The 18,098-nt window shown below is 66.6% G+C and carries 16 protein-coding genes; 4 read left to right on the top strand and 12 right to left on the bottom strand.

The annotated features are described in order from the left end of the window. Positions 1 to 4: 4 nt before the first annotated feature. The 7 genes from DFQ59_RS12730 to DFQ59_RS12700 all read right to left on the bottom strand — a co-directional run bounded on the left by DFQ59_RS12730 (position 5) and on the right by DFQ59_RS12700 (position 7,566). On the bottom strand, positions 5 to 445 hold the full coding sequence (locus tag DFQ59_RS12730) for a type IV pilin protein (protein WP_114280093.1): 441 nt from the start codon (positions 443 to 445) through the stop codon (positions 5 to 7). Between the two features lie 81 nt (positions 446 to 526). Next, on the bottom strand, positions 527 to 4,321 hold the full coding sequence (locus DFQ59_RS12725; RefSeq protein WP_114280092.1) for a pilus assembly protein: 3,795 nt from the start codon (positions 4,319 to 4,321) through the stop codon (positions 527 to 529). Between the two features lie 21 nt (positions 4,322 to 4,342). Next, a complete protein-coding gene (locus DFQ59_RS20075; protein ID WP_211314929.1) occupies positions 4,343 to 4,906 on the bottom strand; it encodes a pilus assembly PilX family protein in 564 nt (187 codons plus the stop codon). Positions 4,907 to 4,917: 11 nt separating this feature from the next. Beyond that, positions 4,918 to 5,913: a PilW family protein gene (locus DFQ59_RS12715; RefSeq protein ID WP_114280198.1), complete on the bottom strand. Its 996-nt coding sequence runs from the start codon at positions 5,911 to 5,913 to the stop codon at positions 4,918 to 4,920. Continuing rightward, positions 5,910 to 6,407 (bottom strand): type IV pilus modification protein PilV, encoded by a 498-nt coding sequence (gene pilV, locus DFQ59_RS12710; protein ID WP_114280091.1) that lies wholly within the window; start codon positions 6,405 to 6,407, stop codon positions 5,910 to 5,912. The genes DFQ59_RS12715 and pilV overlap by 4 nt, the downstream gene beginning before the upstream one ends. A gap of 14 nt (positions 6,408 to 6,421) precedes the next feature. After that, positions 6,422 to 6,925 carry a GspH/FimT family pseudopilin gene (locus DFQ59_RS12705; RefSeq protein ID WP_114280197.1) on the bottom strand — a complete coding sequence of 168 codons (504 nt, stop codon included), beginning with the start codon at positions 6,923 to 6,925 and terminating at the stop codon, positions 6,422 to 6,424. Between the two features lie 77 nt (positions 6,926 to 7,002). Beyond that, the gene (locus tag DFQ59_RS12700) at positions 7,003 to 7,566 is read right to left on the bottom strand and encodes a GspH/FimT family pseudopilin (protein WP_114280196.1); all 564 of its coding nucleotides are present in this window, start codon (positions 7,564 to 7,566) and stop codon (positions 7,003 to 7,005) included. A 420-nt stretch (positions 7,567 to 7,986) separates the two neighbouring features. Between DFQ59_RS12700 and thiO the strand changes: the two genes are divergently transcribed. After that, entirely contained in the window at positions 7,987 to 9,072 is a 1,086-nt protein-coding gene (gene thiO / locus DFQ59_RS12695; RefSeq protein WP_114280090.1) for a glycine oxidase ThiO, read from the top strand. A gap of 262 nt (positions 9,073 to 9,334) precedes the next feature. Here thiO and DFQ59_RS12690 read toward each other — a convergent pair whose 3' ends face one another. From DFQ59_RS12690 to DFQ59_RS12680, 3 genes are read right to left on the bottom strand one after another with little or no spacing between them, the layout of a single operon-like run. Beyond that, positions 9,335 to 10,666, bottom strand: a complete 1,332-nt coding sequence (locus tag DFQ59_RS12690; protein ID WP_114280089.1) for a sigma-54-dependent transcriptional regulator — start codon at positions 10,664 to 10,666, stop codon at positions 9,335 to 9,337. An 11-nt stretch (positions 10,667 to 10,677) separates the two neighbouring features. Then, positions 10,678 to 12,312 carry a sensor histidine kinase gene (locus DFQ59_RS12685; RefSeq protein ID WP_114280088.1) on the bottom strand — a complete coding sequence of 545 codons (1,635 nt, stop codon included), beginning with the start codon at positions 12,310 to 12,312 and terminating at the stop codon, positions 10,678 to 10,680. 31 nt (positions 12,313 to 12,343) lie between these two features. After that, entirely contained in the window at positions 12,344 to 12,589 is a 246-nt protein-coding gene (locus tag DFQ59_RS12680; RefSeq protein WP_147275250.1) for a PP0621 family protein, read from the bottom strand. Between the two features lie 334 nt (positions 12,590 to 12,923). Here DFQ59_RS12680 and DFQ59_RS12675 point away from each other — a divergent pair, with 334 nt between their 5' ends. Together DFQ59_RS12675 and DFQ59_RS12670 are read left to right on the top strand one after the other, a co-directional pair. Then, positions 12,924 to 14,552, top strand: a complete 1,629-nt coding sequence (locus DFQ59_RS12675; protein WP_114280086.1) for an NAD+ synthase — start codon at positions 12,924 to 12,926, stop codon at positions 14,550 to 14,552. Between the two features lie 108 nt (positions 14,553 to 14,660). Continuing rightward, the gene (locus DFQ59_RS12670) at positions 14,661 to 14,999 is read left to right on the top strand and encodes a P-II family nitrogen regulator (protein ID WP_170142152.1); all 339 of its coding nucleotides are present in this window, start codon (positions 14,661 to 14,663) and stop codon (positions 14,997 to 14,999) included. 425 nt (positions 15,000 to 15,424) lie between these two features. On the opposite strand, the gene DFQ59_RS12665 is transcribed toward DFQ59_RS12670, so the two are convergent. Beyond that, a complete protein-coding gene (locus DFQ59_RS12665; RefSeq protein ID WP_114280084.1) occupies positions 15,425 to 15,949 on the bottom strand; it encodes a nitroreductase family protein in 525 nt (174 codons plus the stop codon). A gap of 202 nt (positions 15,950 to 16,151) precedes the next feature. After that, positions 16,152 to 16,919 (bottom strand): outer membrane protein assembly factor BamD, encoded by a 768-nt coding sequence (locus DFQ59_RS12660; RefSeq protein WP_114280083.1) that lies wholly within the window; start codon positions 16,917 to 16,919, stop codon positions 16,152 to 16,154. A gap of 87 nt (positions 16,920 to 17,006) precedes the next feature. On the opposite strand from DFQ59_RS12660, the gene rluD reads away from it, so the two are divergent. Further along, entirely contained in the window at positions 17,007 to 17,984 is a 978-nt protein-coding gene (gene rluD / locus DFQ59_RS12655; RefSeq protein ID WP_114280082.1) for a 23S rRNA pseudouridine(1911/1915/1917) synthase RluD, read from the top strand. Positions 17,985 to 18,098: the final 114 nt, after the last annotated feature.

Genomic DNA, 18,098 nt, shown 5'->3' with positions numbered 1-18,098 from the left:
GCGGCTACCAGCAGCCGGTCGGGGTCTTGGCTCCCAAATGGTCGAGGGTCAGCGGATCACAGCTGACTCCCGCGGCGACGTCGTTCTCCTGTCCCGTGCCGGCGATGGGGTCCGCTGTCAGCGTGTAGGTATTCGCGGCAGTCGCGACGGATAGGTTGTAGAACTTGCGGCCTTCCTTGGGCGACTGGGTGAAGGGCAGGGTCACGGCGTTGCCGGCGCCGTCCTGGTCATAGCGCCCGTTGGAAGCGTAGAAACGCTCCATGAACCCGGACAGTTCGGTCAGCGCCGCCTTGGCGTCGGCCCGACGGCTCTTGCGCACCTGGTCCTGGTAGGCGGGCAGCATGATGGAGGCGAGGATGGCCACGATGGCCACCACGATCATCAGCTCGGTGAGGGTGAAACCCCGTTCCCCGCTCCGGGTCACATTGCGAGTGTGCAGGTTCATGGTGTGCTCTCGTCCCCGTTGTGTTCAGTCCCGCGGCCGCCTGCGGCCGGCGCGCGGCTTGGGCGCGCCGGCCGCTTCGCCTCACGGCCTCAGGTCGATCCAGGTGCGCCGGCCGGTGATGAAGTTCGGGCCGAGCACCGGGGTCAGGTTGCGGGAGATGTCGTCCACCTGCTCCGGCGTGCCGTCACTGGCGGTGCCGCCACCGCCCGTATAGTCGGAGCGATCGATGGGCAGGATGCGCCCCTCGTTGCCGGTGTTCTCCTGGTGCCAGACCTTGTGGCCACGCCAGCTGCGCAGCTTGTCGTAGGCGCCCACGTCCGGATTGTCGGCGAAGAAGTCGGCCAGGTTCTGCAGGGCATCCCGCTGCTCCTCCTCGGTCGTGGCGGCCTGCACGGCGTTCACCAGATCCAGGTACTGGTAGTAGAGGCTGTTGAGGACACCGTCGGTGAAGAAGATGTCGGTCAACTGGGTGTAGTGGCCCCAGTCGAGCCCCTGTACCACCTCCTGCACCAGCCGCGAATGGAAGGTGGAGGCGCCGTAGCAGTAGAGCGAGGCACTGCCGGTCTTGAAGTTGAACCAGTCGCCGAAGTCGAAGAAGACGCTCGACTCGTAGAGCAGCCCGCTCTGGCTGGTGGCCATGTCATTGACGAACTTGCTGTTGATGCCGTCATAGCGGACCGCCTTGGCGATGATGCCGCCCACGCGGGCGCCGTTCTTGTCCTTCGGCAGGTAGGTGAAGGTTTCGGTAATCGGGTTGCCTTTCTTGTCATACCCGGTGGTGATGGTGCCCGTGGCCGGCTGCAGGACATAGCCGGCCGTGTTGTCGCTGTTGACGGCCAGCATCTGCAGGGTCAGCGCCCCGTTGCGCCAGCGGTAGCCGGTGTAGGACTTCTCCTGGGCCGGGGTCAGATGGCCGAAGGCGTTGACGGCGGGGTCGATGTAGCCGGAAGTGGAGTAGTCGAACCGCACGTCGTACTTGTGGATGCCCCAGACGCACTGCGGCAGGGTCGGGAGAATCGCGAGGTCCTCCACCACCCGGTTGTAGAACAGGACCCGCATGGTTGCCGTCTCGGACTTCTCGATGCCGTTGGCGATGGTCTCGGGTGCGCACTGCCCGGCCGGCAGGCCGTCGTCATGGTCCTCGCGGATGCTGTTGAGCGTGAAGACCAGGGTCTTGTTGCCGTGGTAGGTGTCCTGCAATGCGGCCGGCGTGCGGTTCTGGGTCTCCAGTTGGTACCGCAGCATGTCCTGGTACTCGGTGACGTTCCAGGTGCGGCAACCGATCTGGAGGGCCGGCCCGGTGGAGAGATCCGCGTTGGAGAGCACCACGACGAACTTCTGGTCCGGATCGATGACGCTGGTGTGGGTGCCGGAGGCGTAGGGCTCCTCGCTTCCGCTCGCGGCGCCGAGGCGGTCGAGACGGGCCAGGGTGTCGTCCACCGTGGCGTCATCGCCCGTGTAGGCGTCGAGCCGCGGCAGACCGCGCCGGGGTTCGAGGGTCAGGTAGTCCACGTACGGGGTACCGTGCACCTTGTCGTAGCCGTGCACATGTCCGTCGGGGACGCCGGCATAGCCTTCGCCGGCATGCCCGCTGACCGGCTGGCCCGGGCTGCCCCGGCAGGTGGTCATGCTGTAGCTGTCGCAGACCTCCTGCAGGCCGTCGTCCACCAGCTTGTCGTACGCCAGGGTGGTGATGCCGCCGTAGGGTGTATCGGTCGTGACATCGATGAGGCCGCCCAGGATCGGGCCGAAGTTCGACTCGGGGGCCGGCAGGCGCAGGCCGTTGATGTAGTGGATGTCCACCCCGCCGCCGATGCGGGCGATGGTGGGCTGGGAGAGGTTGCCGTCGCCGAGGTTCAGGGCCACGGGCGCGAACAGGCCGTCCTCGGGATCGGTGGTCACCCCGTTGCCGTTCAGGTCCACGGCCACCTTGTCGGAGTCGTTCAGCAGGCCGTCCTGGTTGAGGTCGTACATCACCTCCTTCGGGTAGTCCCCGTCACTGCCGGAGAGCCAGTCGAGACCCATCAGCCAGCTGTCGACGCCGTCGACCGCGGTGTTGGTGGTGATGAACTGGAGCCGCTCGGCGCGCAGCTGCGGGTTGCCCAGCAGCCGTTCGCCCGAATCGGGCAGTTCCACGCGCCAGCCGTAATGATTGCTCCAGTTGGGCGTGGCCTGGGTGACATAGCGCACCGCGGTTCCACTGAATGTGGTCTCGCCCAGGGTCTGGCAGACCAGCGGGCCCTCGATGGCGACGGTGCCGTCGGTGTCGCAGCTGTCGCTGATGGGGTAGGAGCCGCCCGGCTTGCTGTCCCAGATGGCGTAGATGCGCTGGGTCGCGGTATTGGTGGCATCGGCGCTGCTCAGCAGGCTGCCGGTGCCGAAGTAGATGAAATAGCCGCCGTTGGGGTGCCGGCCCACGTCCGGGGAGACGGTGATGGGCCGATCGACGCCGACGTTGATGAGCGTGGCGTTCGTTACCGTCGGACTGGAGTCGCCATCGCTGCCGCCGAAGGTGAACTTGTAGAGGTTGCCCTTGATGTCGCCGGCATAGCCGGTCTCCACCCGGAAATCACCGTCGGTGTCCACCAGGGTGATGCCCGAAAGGCCATTGCCGGTGTCCGCGCCCACCACGTGGGTGATGACCTCGTCTCCGCCGTTGAGCGGGAACAGGTAGAGCACCACGTCGCCGCTGGTGCTGCCGTAGCCGTTGCCGGTCACCACGTACCACTTGCCGTTGGGCATCAGAGCGATCTGGGGCCGGTTGTAGATATGGCCCATGTGGGACGGCGTGTAGCCGGTTGGCGGCGAGGCTTCGTCGCCCAGCCGCTCCCACACCACCTTCGAGGTGTCATAGTCGGCGTTGGTGATGTTCAGGGCCCAGAGGCCCTTGCCGCCGGCGCCGAGGCCTCCGGTGAGGAAGGTCTTCCAGGCGCTGGAGCTGCTGCAGGTCCCGGGGCAGGCATCGCCGGCGTAGAGCTCGCTGTCCACGTAGTATTTGTGGGTGTAGGGGCGTGCGGCCAGGGCCGGCAGTTCCGGCATCAGCATGGAGGGGATGTAGGCGTAGGCCTCCGAGCCGTCGCTGGTGTCGAAGGCGTGGACCATGCCGTCATTGGAACCCACGAAGACCCGGCCGGCCCGGCTGGCCTGGGCCGTCTTGTAGGCGGCGTAATAGGGGAGGGTGAAGTTGGCCACCGGCTTGGCCACGTAGACCGGCTGGGAGCGGATGATGTCGCCCATCAGACTGTAGCGACGACGCAGGGTGCCGTCGGGGAACTCGTTGCTGCGATCGCCGCGGATGAAGTTGAGGATGTCGCTGTCATAGGCGCCCGTGGTGGCCACTCCGCTGTCGAGAGCGGCCCGCTGGGTCGTGCTCAGGTTGTTCCACAGGAACGGCACCTGGCTGCCGATGCTGACGGTGAAGATATTGCGGCCGCCGCCATCGGCCGTCTCCATCCAGTAGTCGGTGATGGTGGGCACGCCGTCGTACTGCTGCGGATTGGAGGTGGTGCCGTCGGCGGTCTGGCCTTCGGCCGCGGCGAAGACCGCGCGCACGCTCCAGTTGATGTGGCCGTCGGTGTCGCCGTCCACCGGTACGCCCGGCGGGCTGTAGCCCACCGCCACGTCGGTGTAGCGGGCGCCGGTCGAGGCGATGTCGTACTCGATGAGATCCCCCTGCCAGGCGCCGTTTTCGTACCAGGTCCGGTAGGCCCGGGTGTCGCCCTCGGCCAGGTTGGTGTTCTGCAGCGTGTAGGGCGAGACCGTCAGGTACGGCTGGGTCGCGGGGTTGAACGTCACGGCGGCATAGAGGCCGGCTGCACCCAGGGCGGCGACCAGGAGGGTGATCCTGAGGTAGGGGATTCGATGGATGCGTTTCATGGTCTTGCCCTCCTGAACGGATCAGGGCTCTTGATCGGTGACGTAGACGGACTGCACGATGCGACGCGCGCCGCGGCTGGAGTCGGCCTGGGTGGTGACCTGGAAGACGTAGACGTAGGAGCCCGCGGCCCCGCCGCCGGCCCCGCCGTAGGCCACGCTGCCGCCGTAGCCGCCGGTGTTGCCCGGGATGGGCTCGCGGCCGCCGTACTGGACGACGTAGAGGCTGGCGCCGTCAGCCGCGGTCTGGGTGGTGAAGGTCCAGTCCCAGTCCGAGGGGTCGATGGTCTCGGTGGAGGTGGCGGTGGCGTCGTAGTAGTAGTCACCCGTGGTGTTCCAGTCGAGCGGTACGGCATCGGTCGTGATGGCCACGACGTCGTCCTCGCCCTCCACCAGCACCACCTCGGCATCGCCCAGGGCGCGGGTCTGGAACTGGGTGTTGCTGGCCATCATGGTGTCCAGCACCGAGGTGTTCATGGCCGTGACGCCGATGATGGTCAGGATCACCAGGAAGATGAGCGCGACGGGCAGCACCGCGCCGACCTGGTGCCGGCAGGTGGATTCGCATGTGTTCGTGGGCGTTTTCATGGCCGCTCACCTCAGAAGTTCGGGTTGCGCAGCATCACCGTGGTGACGTAGAGCTGGCGCCGGAAGTCGTCGTTGGGGGTGTAGGCGAGGTTGCCCATGTTGTAGGTGCGGGTATCCGCGGCACCGCCCTCGGGGCAGTCCCCGCGCATCAGCACCCAGACCCGGGCGGCGATGACCTGGTCCCAGTCCGCCACCGCGTTGGCGTTCACGTACTGGTTCACCGAGTTGTTGCCGTTGGTGTCCACGCCCCACTGCACCTGGATCTGCTCCACGCCCACGGCGAGTTCCTCGCCCACGGGGCGCCCGCTGGCGTCCAGGGTCTCGCGCCAGAGGGCGGGCACGCTGTTGCCCCGGCACTGCTGGACCGAGTCGTTGATGTAGTAGGCGTTGGCCACCATGGCCGCGGCGCGGTTGGGCTCCTTGGCCACCGCGTTGTCCGCCTGTCCATTCTTGCTGCCGATGAAGATGCGGCTCTCGAACAGCGAGGAGCGCATGTAGAGGCGGTTGCCGTCCGTGCCCGCGTTGTACTCGGCCGCCACGGTGAAGTCCACGTCGGTCGGGGAGGCGTAGCGGGCGACCAGGATATCGCCGGCGGGGTGATCGGCCGCGGGGATGCAGGCCCCGTAGCCGGCGCCGCTGTTCTCGCGGTCGATGCCGAACACCCGCCGCTCCACCATCCGGCCCCAGGTGGAGTCGCCGGTATTGCAGGTGTTGTCCGGCGGGGTGTAGGGCCCCTCGCTGCCGGCGGTGGCCGGCATGGAGATGTCGGCGTTGCCGCCCCAGTAGCCCGCCCGGCGCAGATCCCGGGCGAGGATGTCGATGGCGTAGCGGCCGTTCTCCTGCAGGCGGGCCAGGGTCTCCAGCGCGGTGTAGCTGCGCTTGCTGCCGATATAGAGCTGGGTGATGCCGGCCAGCAGCACCAGGCCGATGACCACGGCCACCATCAGCTCCACCAGGCTCACGCCGCCCTGGCGCTGGTTGGCTTCAATGGGCAGCAGACGTTTCATAGCGCCACCTCCAGCTGGTAGCACTGCAGGTCCTTGCCGTCGGAATCGTCATTGGGGCAGTCGGTGTCCACCACCGCCGGATCCCGGGTCTCGTTCCAGCGGATGGTGATGGTGTAGTTGTCAGCCGAGGGGCTGGTAATCTCGCCCGCTGCATCCGGCAACAGGTTCAGCTCGTTGGTGATCCAGTCGGTGAGGTCCGTTCCCGCGACCCCCGCAGGAAGCGCGTTGGGGTAGTTCGCGGAATCGTAGACATAGCTCGCCGCCTGAAACGGATTGGCCCGAATCCGGTCCGCCATGTCGTAGGCGAGCAGCACGGCCTGGGATCGCATGTAGGCCATCTGGCTCTCCTTGAGCCCGGTCGCCTGCAGGGCGGCCAGGCCAAGCAGGCCGATGGAGAGTACCAGCACGGTGATCAGCACTTCGATCATGGTGAAGCCGGCCTGGCGGTGGCCGCCGCGGATGGGGGCTGGGCTCTGTGCGCACCTGGCGATCATCTTTCCGTCACTCCTCAGGGACAGGTGAACTCGGGATTCAGCGCGGAACGGCCGCTGGCGGTCACGATGATCCGGCGTCCCGTCTCTCCCGTGCGGCTGTCGCACAGCGTGAAGGTGTCGGCGCTGCTGATGGAGCCATCACCACGGTAGACGAATTCCGTGATGTTCCCCGCGCTGTCGAGCGTGTTGCCGCCGGCGAACGCCTCGGCGGTGCGAATGGTATCTTCGCCAGCATCCTGTACACCGTCATCGTCGGTGTCGGGCCAGATGCTCCAGCCGCCGCCCCATTCATTGGCGGCGACGGGCGCGGTGGCCGTGATCCTGACCACCACCCCGCCGCGCTTGATGGCCTCGCTCCGGGCCACCTGCAGCGCGGTGATGAACTCGTTGGCCTGGGTTGTCAGCCGGTTGTTGAGGATGAAGCTGCGGAACCCCGGCACGGCGATGGTAATCAGCACGGCCAGCACCACCAGCGCTATCATCATCTCGATGAGGGAAAAGCCCGGATTTCTTTTCATGTTATCTACTTAGATCAGGTTGTTGTTCCTGTCACGGATGGCCCGACGGGTGGTGGCGGCGAACCGATGAACGGCATTCAGGAGCAGCCGAGGGGGCGCCCCCGGGCGTCCTCGTGCAGGGTGTCGCCGTCGTTGTCCCGGCTGACCCTGGCGCGTCCCGTCCGGTGGACGATGATCCCGCGGGCGTAGCGGTCCTCGCCGTTCCGGGGGCAGAAGCGGAAGGTCCCGTTCTGGCCCCGGGTGCGTCCCTCGGGGGTGAACTGAATATAGTCATTGGAGCCGAAGGCGCGCCAGCTCAGGGTGTAGTCGGGGGCCGGTGCCTCCCCGACCCGGATCAGGCGGTCGCCGTCGCCCGGCTCCAGGAGCCGGTCGCCGTCCACGTCGCTGAACAGGCGCCAGCCCTCGCTCCAGCCGGCATCGCCGCAGCGGGTGGCGCCCCGGCACAGGGTCACCGGTACCGCCCGGGTGATGGCCGTGCTGCGCGCCAGCTGGAGCGCCGTGAGCAGCTCGTTGACGGCCGCGGCGCTGCGGTTGGTGCTGGCCACATGGGAGAAGGCGGGTACGACGACGGTGACCAGTACCGCACCGAGGGCGAGGGTGATGATCAGTTCCTGCAGGGTGAAGCCCGACTGCCGTTCCATGGCGGTCTCTCCTCTTCCGTGAGGTGGATGGGGTCGCGGCGGCTTCCTGCCACCACGGGTTGGTGTGTTCTTTCACTATAGTATTCACAACGAAGGCACGATTCATTTTCACCACGAAGGCACGAAGGGCACGAAGAAGGGCGCGAAGATTGACTTGATTTGTTGCAGGAAACCCTGGTGGATCGTGGCCTGCCCACCAACTGTGTTCAGAGTAATCCTGTGAATCCTGTCCATTCAGGTTCTTTCTGTTCTTCTTCGTGTCCTTCGTGCCTTCGTGGTGAAAAATTCAGTCTCTGACCGGAGTCGCCCGGCATGCCCGCGCCGGGGGCGAAGCTGGTAACATTCCCATCTTATGGAACCGGCGGTCCGGCCCATGCCGGCCGTGCCGCCGGCGGGCGATGCAATGCACAAGGATAGCGTATGAGCGATTGTCTGGTGGTGGGCGGCGGCATCATCGGGATGCTGACCGCGCTGGAGCTGGCGGATGCGGGCCTGGAGGTGACGCTCCTGGAACGCGGCGAGACGGGGCGTGAAGCCTCCTGGGCCGGGGGCGGCATCCTCTCGCCGCTGTTCCCGTGGCGCTACCCCGACGCGGTCACCCAGCTGGCCACCTGGAGCCAGGATCACTACGAGGTGCTGGCCCGGCGGATGCGCGACGCCTCGGGGGTCGATCCCGAGTGGACCCGCAATGGCCTGCTGGTGCTGGAGACGGGTGAGCGTGGCGCGGCGGAGGAGTGGGCGCGCCGGCACCACCGCCGGGTGGAACTGGTGGATGGCCAGGCGGCGCACGGCCTGGAGCCGAACCTGGCGAAGGTGCCGGAAGCGGCCATCTGGATGCCGGAAGTGGCCCAGATCCGCAATCCGCGCCTGGCCCAGGCTCTCCATGGCGCGCTGGAGGCCGGCAACATCCGCATCCAGTCCCATACCCCGGTGGAGGGCCTGCTGTTCAAGGGTGACCGGGTGGCCGGGGTCAACACCCCGGCGGGACGGCTGGAGGCGGAGCGGGTGGTCATCGCCGCCGGCGCCTGGTCCGGCCGGCTGCTGGCCGCCGATACCGAGGCCCGCCTGCCGGTGGAGCCGGTGCGGGGCCAGATGCTCATGTATCACGCCAGCCCGGATCTGCTCCGGCGCATCGTGCTGGCCCATGAGCACTACCTGATCCCCCGCCGCGACGGCCGCGTGCTGGTGGGCAGCACGGTGGAGTACACCGGCTTCGACAAGTCCACCACGACCGCGGCCGAGCAGAAGCTGCGCGCCTTTGCCGTGGATCTGGTGCCGGGTCTGGCGGAGTGCCCGGTGGAGCGCCACTGGGCCGGCCTGCGGCCGAGCTCGCCCAAGGGCATTCCCTACATCGGCGAGCTCCCGGGTATCCGGGGCCTGTTCGTCAACGCCGGCCACTACCGCAACGGCGTGGTCCTCGCCCCGGCCTCGGCGCGCCTGCTGGCCGACCTCGTCACCGGCCGCGCGCCGATCCTCGACCCGGCACCCTACCGGCCTGTGGGGTGATGTTTTTTTAATAGACAGGATTTACAGGATGGACAGCCATGGAAAAAAGATTCACCACGAAGGCACGAAGGACACGGAGAGAGGCGGGAAGAGTGACTTGGTTTGTTGGGGAGACGCATGGTTCAGGCGAGCCGCCCATCCACAGCATCCAACACAATCCTGTCCATCCTGAAAAATCCTGTAAATCCTGTCGATTAAAGTTTCTTCGGTTTTTCTTCGTGTCCTCCGTGCCTTCGTGGTGAATTGTTTTCTGGTGGATCTTTCACTCGATGCCGAGTTTCTTGAGCCGGTAGCGCAGGGCGCGGAAGGTGATGCCGAGCTTGCGGGCGGCGGCGGTGCGGTTCCAGCGGGTCTCCTCGAGGGCCTGGAGGATGGCCTCCCGTTCGAGCTCGCCCAGGTACTCGGGGAGGGGTTCGCCGGCAGCGGTCGTGACCCCGGAGCCTCCGCTCGGCTGCGGAAGATGCAAATCCTCGGTGCGGATTACGTTCCCCTCGCACAGGGTCATCGCCCGCTCCAGGATGTTCTCCAGTTCGCGCACATTGCCGGGAAAGGGGTATCCGGTCAGGGCCCTGATGGCGGCCGGGTCGAGTTGCGGTGTGTCCTGGCCCCATTGGCCGCCCAGCCGCCGGAGGATACTCTCGGCCAGCAGGGGGATGTCCTCGGGATGATCCCTGAGGCTGGGGACATGCAGCTCGATGACGTTGATGCGGTAGTAGAGGTCCTGGCGGAATGCGTTGCGCTGGACCAGTTCGCCGAGATCCTTGTGGGTGGCGCTCAGGATGCGCACATCGATCTTCACCTCCTTCTGGGCACCGATGGGTCGGACCGCCTTTTCCTGGATGGCGCGCAGCAGCTTCACCTGCATGTGCATGGGCAGATCCGCCGCCTCGTCCAGGAACAGGGTGCCGCCGTGGGCGGCCTGGAACAACCCGGGCTTGTCGGTCAGCGCGCCGGTGAAGCTGCCCTTGCGGTGGCCGAAGAATTCACTCTCCATCAGTTCGGATGGGATGGCGCCGCAGTTCACCGGAACGAAGGGCATGTCAGCCCGCGGTCCGTTTTCGTGGATGAGCCGTGCCACCAGCTCCTTGCCGGTTCCTGACTCGCCGCTGATGTAGACCGGCGCCTGGCTGCGGGCGAGCTTGGCGATGAGTTCCCGCACCCTGTGGATGGCCGGGGACTCCCCGAGCAGCCGCTGCTCGGCGGCTGGCTGGCGCCCGGTGGTGCGGCTGGAGAGCTTGAGCGCCTTTTCCACCAGTCCCCGCAGGACCGTCAGATCGACGGGTTTGGAGACGAAATCGAAGGCGCCGGCCTTGAGTGCGGCGATGGCCGTTTCCATGCTCCCGAAGGCGGTGATGACCGCGACCGGGAGTTCCGGGTGGTGCTCCTGGATGTGACCCACCAGTTCAATCCCGTTGCCGTCGGGAAGGCGCATGTCGGTGAGGCAGAGATCGAAGCGCTGATCGCGCAACCGGCCGAAGGCCTCCCCCAGGTCGGCCGCGGTGGTCGTGTCGATCCCCATGCGCCCCAGGGTCATTTCCAGCAACTCCCGGATATCGGGTTCGTCGTCGACGATGAGGGCCTTGTAATGTTCCATGACCTGTCAGCCTACAGTGTCTGGATGCGCGGATCCGCGAACAGGATACGAAAACAGCAGCCGCCGGTGGGTACGGGAATGTAGTCGAGCCGGGCCCGGTTGGCTTCCGCCAGCTCCCGGGCGATGTAGAGCCCCAGCCCCGTTCCGCCGGTACGGTCGGTGGTGAAGAAGGGCTCGAATATCTGGAATGCGACTTCCGGGTCGATACCCGGCCCGTTGTCGATGATGTCGAGATAGGGGCCCTTGGTCTCGCGGGTGATGCCGCCCTGGAGGACGAGCTGGTAGTGGCCATCCGGCGGGCGGCCGTAGCGCAGGCTGTTCTCGCACAGGTTGGTGAGTATCTGCCGGAACTGGGTGGCGTCTATCAGCACCCGGGTTTCCGGTGGCCGGATGGACAGGAACAGGTGGCCGGGGCCGAGTGCGTGCTGGAGCGAGAACTCCTCGCTGAAGGCGGCCAGCCAACTCTTCAGATCCAGCACCTCGGGATGGGATGCCTCCCGGCGGGAGAGCTGCAGTATGCTTTCCACGATTTCGTTCACCCGCCGGGTATGGGCGCCGATGATCTCGATGAGCCGCTGGTCGCCCGCCTGCAGGTCGGGGGTCTCTCCCAGCAACTGGGCGGCGTGGCTGATGGCGCCCAGGGGATTGCGCACCTCGTGGGCGATGCTGGCGGTCAGCCGGCCCAGGGAGGCGAGTTTCAGCTGCTGGGCCTGCTGGGAAGTGCGCGCCATGTCCTCGAGGAATACCAGGTTTCCTGAGCCGCCGCCGCTTCCCAGCGCGGTGAAGCGGGGCATGAGCTCCGCGGCCGTGGGCGCAACCCGGAACGAGACGGGCTGGTACTCGTGGTCGAGCAGCCAGCGGCGCAGCTGGACGTCCAGCTGCGCCGAAACCTGCCCCAGGCGCTGCCCTTCCACCGAGGCGGGCAGGCCGAGAAGGTACCAGGCCGCATTGTTCATCAGCCGGATGCGCAGCTCGGGGTCGACGACGATGATGCCCGACTGCATGTGCTGGATGATGTGCTCGTTGAGCCGCTCGAGGCTGGCCAGATCCACGCCGCGCTGGGCGGCAAGGGCCTCGCTCGCCCTGGCCCTGCGCGACAGGCCGTCGGCGAGGAAGGCACCGGCGAACAGCATGGCGCCGAGAATGCCGGACTGGGTGTAGGCGGTGGTGGAGAAGATCCTGAACAGGTCGGCGTAGAACTGCTCGGCGAGGATCGCCAGGCTGGCCATGGCCGCGAACAGGAACGCGTGGCGCCCCGGCAGGAGGAGGCTGCCGCCGGCCACGTTCACCACCAGCAGCATGCCCATGCCGGTGGTCACGCCGCCGCTGGCGTGCATGAGCAGGGTGATGACCGCGATGTCCATCAGCACCTGCAGCGTGGTCTGTTCCCGGAAGCCGGGCCGCTGGCGGCGGATGGTGATCACGGTCGCCAGGGCGAACAGGACGTAGGCGCCGCTCAGCCAGCCGAACAGCCAAGGCTGATGGCTGCCCAGGAAATTGGGTCCCATGCCGCTGAAGAACAGTACGCTGAGGATCAGCGCCAGCAGCAGGCGATAGAGATTCAGGATCTGCAGGGGTTTCCAGGTCTGGCCGAGTCCCGGCCGGCTCAGGATCGTGTTGCCGATGCCGTTCCCGAACCACCCCATCAGCGGCTCCCTCCCGCGAGCCCGGTTCGGCTCATGCGCCGGTCCCCCCGGCTTCCGCGTCCCTGTGCCGGGCGCAGCAGTACGGCTGGCCGTCGCGCATCAGCGCCTCGGCGGCGGGGACAAAGACGCCGCAGTGGGCGCAGCGGAGCATGCGCTCCGTCGGGACCGCCGCCGGCGGGCGTCGCGCGGGCAGCCGGGAGCCCTCACGCCAGCGGCGCAGGAAGTGCCAGGCCAGCCAGACGATGATCGCCAGGGCAATGAGTCGGAACAGGTTCATGAACACAAGTGTAATTCGCCCCGGGCGCCTGTGCATGGTCGAGTATCGAGGGAGTGCGTGAATGCGTGAGTGCGTGAGTGCGTGAATGCGTGAATGCGTGAATGCGTCGTAGGGCCGGATTCATCCGGCCAAATGCCCGCCCAGGTTCGATGTCTCGCCCGGTTGGCGGAATCCGGCCGGGCAGGGCGTCGGGCTCATTGGCTGCGCCGCCTTCAGGGTGAAAAGCGACCAACTTTGCCAGGCATGCTTTGCTTCGCCCCGGTGTTTACCGGAAAATAGGCAATCTTTCCTCTGCGGCCGGGACGTCGTGAGTGTGACCAAGGAGAATCCGTCGATGACCGAGCCCCTCCGCGTGGTGATGGCTCAGTTGAATCTGCTGGTGGGCGACATCACCGGCAATCTGGAGCGGATGGCGGCGGCGGCGGTCCGGGCCCGTGACGAACTGGGCGGACACGTGGTGGTGTTTCCCGAGCTGAGTCTCACCGGCTATCCACCCGAGGACCTGTTGCTGCGCCCCGAACTCTATACGCGGGTGGGCGAAGCGCTGGCCCGGCTGGCCCGGGAGGTGCAGGGCATCGACATGATCGCGGGGTTCCCGCACCAGGCCCTGGGCGGCTATTACAATGCCGCCGCACTGCTGCGCGAGGGCCGGATGCAGGTGGTCTACCACAAGCAGCACCTGCCCAACTACAGCGTTTTCGACGAGAAACGCTACTTCACCACCGGCAACGGGCCCTGCGTGGTGGACATTCGCGGCATACCGGTCGCCATCACCATCTGTGAGGATATCTGGATGGCGGAGCCCATGCTGCAGGCCCGTGCCGCCGGCGCGCGGCTCATGCTCAACCTCAACGCCTCACCCTTCCACCGGGGCAAGCTCCTGGAGCGGGAAACGGTGCTGCGGGAGCGGGTCCGGGAAGGCGGCATGCCCATCGTTTACGTCAACCTGGTCGGCGGCCAGGACGAACTGGTGTTCGACGGCGGCTCCCTGGCGATGGCGGCCGATGGCGGGGTGCGCGTGCGGGCGCCCCTGTTCGAGGAGGCCCTGGTGCCGGTGGATATCACGGTCGGGGCGCATCTGGAGCCGGCCAATGGAGCCTGGTCGGAACCCCTGGACGACGAGGCCGCCATCTATCGGGCCCTGGTGCTGGGGGTGCGCGATTACGTGGACAAGAACGGTTTTCCCGGCGTGGTCATCGGCCTGTCCGGGGGTATCGATTCGGCCCTGACCCTGGCCATTGCCGTGGACGCCCTCGGGCGTGAGCGGGTGGAAGCGGTGATGATGCCCTCGCGCTACACCGCCGACATGAGCGTGGCGGATGCGCGGGCCGAGGCCGAGGCCCTGGGGGTGGAGTATCACGTCATTCCCATCGAGCCGCTGTTCACCGCCTTTCTCTCCAGCCTGGAGCGGGAGTTCGCCGGGTTGGCCCGGGATACCACCGAGGAGAATATCCAGGCGCGCTGCCGCGGTGTCATCCTGATGGCCATCTCCAACAAGAAGGGCAAGATGGTGCTGACCACGGGCAACAAGAGCGAACTGGCAGTCGGCTACGCCACCCTGTACGGTGACATGGCCGGTGGATTCGATCTGCTCAAGGACGTGCCCAAGACGCTCGTGTTCCGGCTGGCGGAATACCGCAACCGGACGGCACCGGTGATCCCGCAACGGGTCATCGACCGTCCGCCCTCTGCGGAACTGGCGCCCGACCAGGTGGATGCCGACTCGCTGCCGCCCTACGACGTGCTCGACGACATCCTGGAACAGTACGTGGAGAGGGATCGTTCGGTGGCCGAGATCATCGATTCCGGCCACGACGCGGACACGGTGCGCCGGGTCGTCCGGATGGTGGACAGCAACGAGTACAAGCGCCGGCAGGCGCCGCCGGGGGTGCGCATCTCGCGCAAGGCGTTCGGTCGCGACCGCCGCTATCCCATCACCTCGGGGTACGGTCGGCGGCACTGAGCCGGTGCAGGCGCAGTGCAGTTGAAAGAAGGCCTGCACGGTGGGGTGCGCCGTGCGCATCGCCCATGCCTTCAGGATCAAACTATCTGAACGACGAGGGGAATGAAAATGAAAAAAGTCGAAGCGATCATCAAGCCGTTCAAACTCGATGACGTACGCGAGGCGCTGGCCGATATCGGCATCACCGGGATGACGGTGGTGGAGGTGAAGGGTTTCGGGCGGCAGAAGGGCCACACCGAGCTCTACCGGGGCGCCGAGTACGTGGTGGATTTCCTTCCCAAGGTGAAGGTGGAGGTGGTGCTGGCCGACGACCAGGTGGAGCGCTGCATCGAGGCGGTGACGGCTGCCGCCCGCACGGGCAAGATCGGCGACGGCAAGATCTTCGTCACTTCCGTGGAGCGGGTCGTCCGCATCCGCACCGGCGAAGAGGACAACGACGCCATCTAGTGTACTGCACCACTCCAGCCTTTATTCCATGAAAACAAAAGGATCTACCACGAAGGCACGAAGGACACGAAGCAAAACAGAAGGAACCTGAACAGACAGGATTCACAGGATGGACCGGATTGTTCTGGATGTTGTCGAGGGGCAGGTCGCCTGAACCAGGCGTCCCTCCAACAGTTCAAGTCCTCCCGCCTTTCTCCGTGTCCTTCGTGCCTTCGTGGTGAATGGTTTGTAGGGAACCTGAACAGACAGGATTCACAGGATGGACAGGATTGTTCTGGATGTTGTCGAGGGGCAGGTCGCTTGAACCAGGCGTCCCTCCAACAAGCCAGGTCACTCTTCCCGCCTTTCTCCGTGTCCTTCGTGCCTTCGTGGTGAATTGTTTTTTGGTGAACCGTCTCTTCCAGATGGCAACGGTGCGCACCGGTTCATTCGATGTGGGTGACGACGTCCTTGAGCGGACGGCGCGGCGTGGGTTCCGGCAGCTCGGCGGGGTAGCCCACGCTCATCAGGGCCACCGGCCGCACATCTTCGGTCTCCCCGATGACAGCCCGCACCGCCGCCTCGTCGAAGCTGCCGACCCAGGCGGAAGCCATCCCCGCGGCCACGACGGCCAACTGGGCATAGGCCGCGGCAATGGTGGCGTCCTGAATGGCGAACAGGCTGGCTCCGCGTTCGCCGTATTCCCTGGCCGAACGGGAGGGAACCGCGGAGAAGACCAGGCAGGCGGGCGCCTCGGCGATGAATGCCTGGCCGCCGGCGGCGTTGCGCAGGGCCTCGCGCTGCGCCTGGCCGGTGACCACCGCGATGCGGTAGGCCTGCAGGTCGCCGGCGGAAGGGGCCGCGCAGGCGGTCTCCAGGATGGCGTGCAGCTTCTCCGGTTCCACTGCGACGTCGCTCTGGTATCGGCGTACGGAATGTCGGTGGCGGACCGTTTCAAAAAAGTCCCACATGTCGATTGGCTCCCGGATCGAATGCACAGCCCGCCCACCGGTTCCGCAGGGGGCGGGCGTTTCCTTCACGCTCAGGCGTCTGCCGAACCACCCGCAACCCGGCGTTCGGCCCGGCTCCGGCGGGACTGCCGTGCCGGCGATGCGGCACTTCATGGCAAATCAGTTGCCGCGGGGACGATGGATCACCCGTGACGCGTTTCCGTCACCTCGCCGCCGCTGCCCGCAGGGCCGGGTGCTCGGGGTAGTTGAGCTTCAGTACCCGCAGGGCGTCCGCGGCGAGGTCGTCCATGTCCATGGCCCGGTAGGCGCGGGCCAGCATGGCCAGCGCGTCCGGCGTGGCCGGGGTGCGCGGATAGTTCTCCACCACGTAGCGGGCCCGGTTGGCGGCCGCGACATAGGCGCCCCGGCGCATGTAGTAGTCGGCCACGTTGAGCTCGTACTGGGCGAGGTTGTTGCGCAGGAACAGCATGCGCTGGCGGGCATCGGCGGCGTACTTGCTGTCCGGGAAACGCAGGACCAGGTCGGAGAAGTCCTGGAATGACTGGCGGGCCGCCCCGGGATCGCGCTGGGATTCGTCCCGCGGCAGGTAGCGCTCGATCAGCCCCCGGCCCATGTTGAAGTTCGCCAGACCCTTCATGTAGTAGGCGTAGTCCACATTGGGGTGGCGGGGGTGAAGCTTGATGAAACGGTCCGCCGCCGCGACGGCCGATGCCGACTCGTCGTACTTGTAGTAGGCGTAGATGATCTCCAGCTGCGCCTGCTGGGCGTAGCGGCCGAAGGGGAAGCGGGCCTCGAGCAGTTCGTAGAACCGGATGGCGTTCTCGTAGTCGCCCTCGTCGAGCGCGGACTTGGCCTCGCTGTAGAGCCGATCCGCCGACCAGTCCTTGGTCTCGTCGATCTTGTCCGGGAGCAGGGAACAGCCGCCGGTCAGCAGCAGGGTGAGCAGCAGTAGCAGGGTGGTGATTCGCATTGTGGTAGATTATCCCATTTGCATAGGGAGGAAAAGCGAGGCCGCGGTGCAGGTACTGACACCGAATCGGCCCCTTCCCGTTTCGATATGCGCAAGTCCCTTTCTCTATCCGCCGCCATCCCCGAAGAGATGGCCGGCTCCCGGCTGGATCAGGCCCTCGCGGGGCTGTTTCCCGACTACTCGCGCTCACGGCTGCAGGCCTGGATCCGGGACGGCTGCGTGGAGGTCGACGGCCGCCACCTTCGCCCACGGGACCGGGTGGAGGGCGGCGAGCAGGTCCGGATCCGGGCCGAGCTGGAGGCCAATGATAATTGGGAAGGCCAGCCGATTCACCTGGACATTGTCCACGAGGACGACGAGCTGCTGGTCATCAACAAGCCGGCGGGGCTGGTCGTGCACCCCGCGGCCGGAAATCCGGACTCCACCCTGGTCAATGCCCTGCTGCATCATGCTCCGGAGCTGGCCCGGGTGCCCCGCGCCGGGCTGGTGCACCGGCTGGACAAGGAGACCAGCGGACTGCTGGTGGTGGCCCGCACTCTGGGGGCCCACACCCGGCTGGTGGAGCAGCTGCAGGCCCGCACCATGGGGCGGGAGTACGAGGCGGTCTGCGTCGGCGTGCTCACCGGCGGCGGGAAGGTGGATGCTCCCATCGGACGGCACCCGGTCCAGCGCAAGCGCATGGCGGTGGTGCTGAACGGCAAGCCGGCCGTGACCCACTACCGGGTGGCGGAGCGTTTCCGCGGCCACACCCGCATCCGGGTCCGGCTGGAGACCGGCCGCACCCACCAGATCCGGGTGCACATGGCCCATATCCGCCATCCGCTCCTGGGGGACCCCGTCTATGGCGGACGGCTCCAGCTCCCCCCCGGCGCCACCGAACCGCTGGTGGAGGCGCTGCGCGCATTCCGCCGCCAGGCCCTGCATGCCTGGCGGCTGAGCCTCGTGCATCCCGCCACGGGGGAGGCGGTCAGCTGGGAGGCCCCCCTCCCGGACGACATGGTCCGGCTCATCGAGGTCCTGCGGGAGGACGCCCGGCACCTCGAGGTCGAGCCCTGGGATGTTTGAAGTCGGGTGAAGGGTGAAGGGTGAAGGGTGAAGGGTGAAGGGCACCATCGCACTCACACACTCACACACTCACACACTCACGCACTCACGGAACACGGAACACGGAACACGGAA

This window comes from Thioalbus denitrificans (assembly GCF_003337735.1).
Taxonomy (GTDB): domain Bacteria; phylum Pseudomonadota; class Gammaproteobacteria; order DSM-26407; family DSM-26407; genus Thioalbus; species Thioalbus denitrificans.
This window is presented reverse-complemented; position numbering and strand designations above follow the sequence as displayed.

Excerpts from the sequence above, each read along its gene's own strand:
- DFQ59_RS12730 (WP_114280093.1), bottom strand. The coding sequence starts at position 445 with ATGAACCTGCACACTCGCAATGTGACCCGGAGCGGGGAACGGGGTTTC.
- DFQ59_RS12725 (WP_114280092.1), bottom strand. The coding sequence starts at position 4,321 with ATGAAACGCATCCATCGAATCCCCTACCTCAGGATCACCCTCCTGGTC.
- DFQ59_RS20075 (WP_211314929.1), bottom strand. The coding sequence starts at position 4,906 with ATGAAAACGCCCACGAACACATGCGAATCCACCTGCCGGCACCAGGTC.
- DFQ59_RS12715 (WP_114280198.1), bottom strand. The coding sequence starts at position 5,913 with ATGAAACGTCTGCTGCCCATTGAAGCCAACCAGCGCCAGGGCGGCGTG.
- pilV (WP_114280091.1), bottom strand. The coding sequence starts at position 6,407 with ATGATCGCCAGGTGCGCACAGAGCCCAGCCCCCATCCGCGGCGGCCAC.
- DFQ59_RS12705 (WP_114280197.1), bottom strand. The coding sequence starts at position 6,925 with ATGAAAAGAAATCCGGGCTTTTCCCTCATCGAGATGATGATAGCGCTG.
- DFQ59_RS12700 (WP_114280196.1), bottom strand. The coding sequence starts at position 7,566 with ATGGAACGGCAGTCGGGCTTCACCCTGCAGGAACTGATCATCACCCTC.
- thiO (WP_114280090.1), top strand. The coding sequence starts at position 7,987 with ATGAGCGATTGTCTGGTGGTGGGCGGCGGCATCATCGGGATGCTGACC.
- DFQ59_RS12690 (WP_114280089.1), bottom strand. The coding sequence starts at position 10,666 with ATGGAACATTACAAGGCCCTCATCGTCGACGACGAACCCGATATCCGG.
- DFQ59_RS12685 (WP_114280088.1), bottom strand. The coding sequence starts at position 12,312 with ATGGGGTGGTTCGGGAACGGCATCGGCAACACGATCCTGAGCCGGCCG.
- DFQ59_RS12680 (WP_147275250.1), bottom strand. The coding sequence starts at position 12,589 with ATGAACCTGTTCCGACTCATTGCCCTGGCGATCATCGTCTGGCTGGCC.
- DFQ59_RS12675 (WP_114280086.1), top strand. The coding sequence starts at position 12,924 with ATGACCGAGCCCCTCCGCGTGGTGATGGCTCAGTTGAATCTGCTGGTG.
- DFQ59_RS12670 (WP_170142152.1), top strand. The coding sequence starts at position 14,661 with ATGAAAAAAGTCGAAGCGATCATCAAGCCGTTCAAACTCGATGACGTA.
- DFQ59_RS12665 (WP_114280084.1), bottom strand. The coding sequence starts at position 15,949 with ATGTGGGACTTTTTTGAAACGGTCCGCCACCGACATTCCGTACGCCGA.
- DFQ59_RS12660 (WP_114280083.1), bottom strand. The coding sequence starts at position 16,919 with ATGCGAATCACCACCCTGCTACTGCTGCTCACCCTGCTGCTGACCGGC.
- rluD (WP_114280082.1), top strand. The coding sequence starts at position 17,007 with ATGCGCAAGTCCCTTTCTCTATCCGCCGCCATCCCCGAAGAGATGGCC.